This window comes from Paenibacillus agaridevorans, from assembly GCF_003112455.1.
Taxonomy (GTDB): Bacteria; Bacillota; Bacilli; order Paenibacillales; family Paenibacillaceae; genus Pristimantibacillus; species Pristimantibacillus agaridevorans.
In genome coordinates this window covers 467842-468711 of the sequence record NZ_BDQX01000171.1, presented here as the reverse complement: position 1 = coordinate 468711, position 870 = coordinate 467842, and the positions used below count along the sequence as shown (strand labels likewise).

1 pseudogene is annotated in these 870 nt (G+C 64.0%); it reads left to right on the top strand.

From position 1 onward, the window contains the following. Window positions 1-870: pseudogene (locus PAT3040_RS37125) on the top strand (glycoside hydrolase 5 family protein); the annotation flags it as partial.

Below are 870 nucleotides of genomic sequence, written 5' to 3'. Positions count from 1 at the left end.
ACCGCTTCTGACGCTGCAGGCGCAGCGTCTCGGCAAGGGACCGGCGTCGCCTTCCGGCACGTGGAACGTGGCGATCGCCGTCTGGCGCATCGGCAAGGACGGCAACGGCGAGACGCTCTGGGAAGGAACGGCATCGCTCGACGTGAGCGAACACTTCAAGCCGATCCGCCTGTCCTTGCCGATCGAGATCGTCGCGGGTTATTACAGCGTAAGCGCGGTCGCGATATCGGCCGGCGGCGAACGCCGTTCGCTGCGACAGGGCTTCTGGGGTTTTGATAAGGAACTGCTGGCGGAGGGTTCGCCTGTGACGGCGGGACGCGACTATTTCCAGCAGGACGGAAGACCTCTCCCTGTCGTGGGCATGACTTACATGACAAGCGACGTCGCCCGCAAATTTCTGACGCTGCCGAACGCCGCCGTCTGGGATCGGGACATGGCGCAGATGCGCGCCGCGGGCATCAATTGGATCCGCACGGGCATCTGGACAGCCTATCGCAATATTATGGAGGTCGACGGACACGCGTCGGAAGCGGCGCTTCGCGCCATCGACGCGTTCCTGATGACGGCCAAGCGCCACGGCCTCCAGGTGACGTTCACGTTTTTCTCCTTCACCCCGGAGACCTGGGAAGGGCTGAACCCTTACCTGGATCCCCGCAGCGTGGAGGCCCAGAAGCGGTTCGTCCGCTCCATCGTCGGCCGTCATAAGGATACGGTCGGCGTGGACTGGGATCTCATCAACGAACCTTCCATGTTCGACCCGCCGCGCATCTTCTCGGACGGCCCTCGTTCCGCACGCGACCCGTTCGAGCGGGAAGCCTACTCCGCCTGGCTGCGGGAGCGGCATGGAACCATCGAAACGCTGCATGAGCG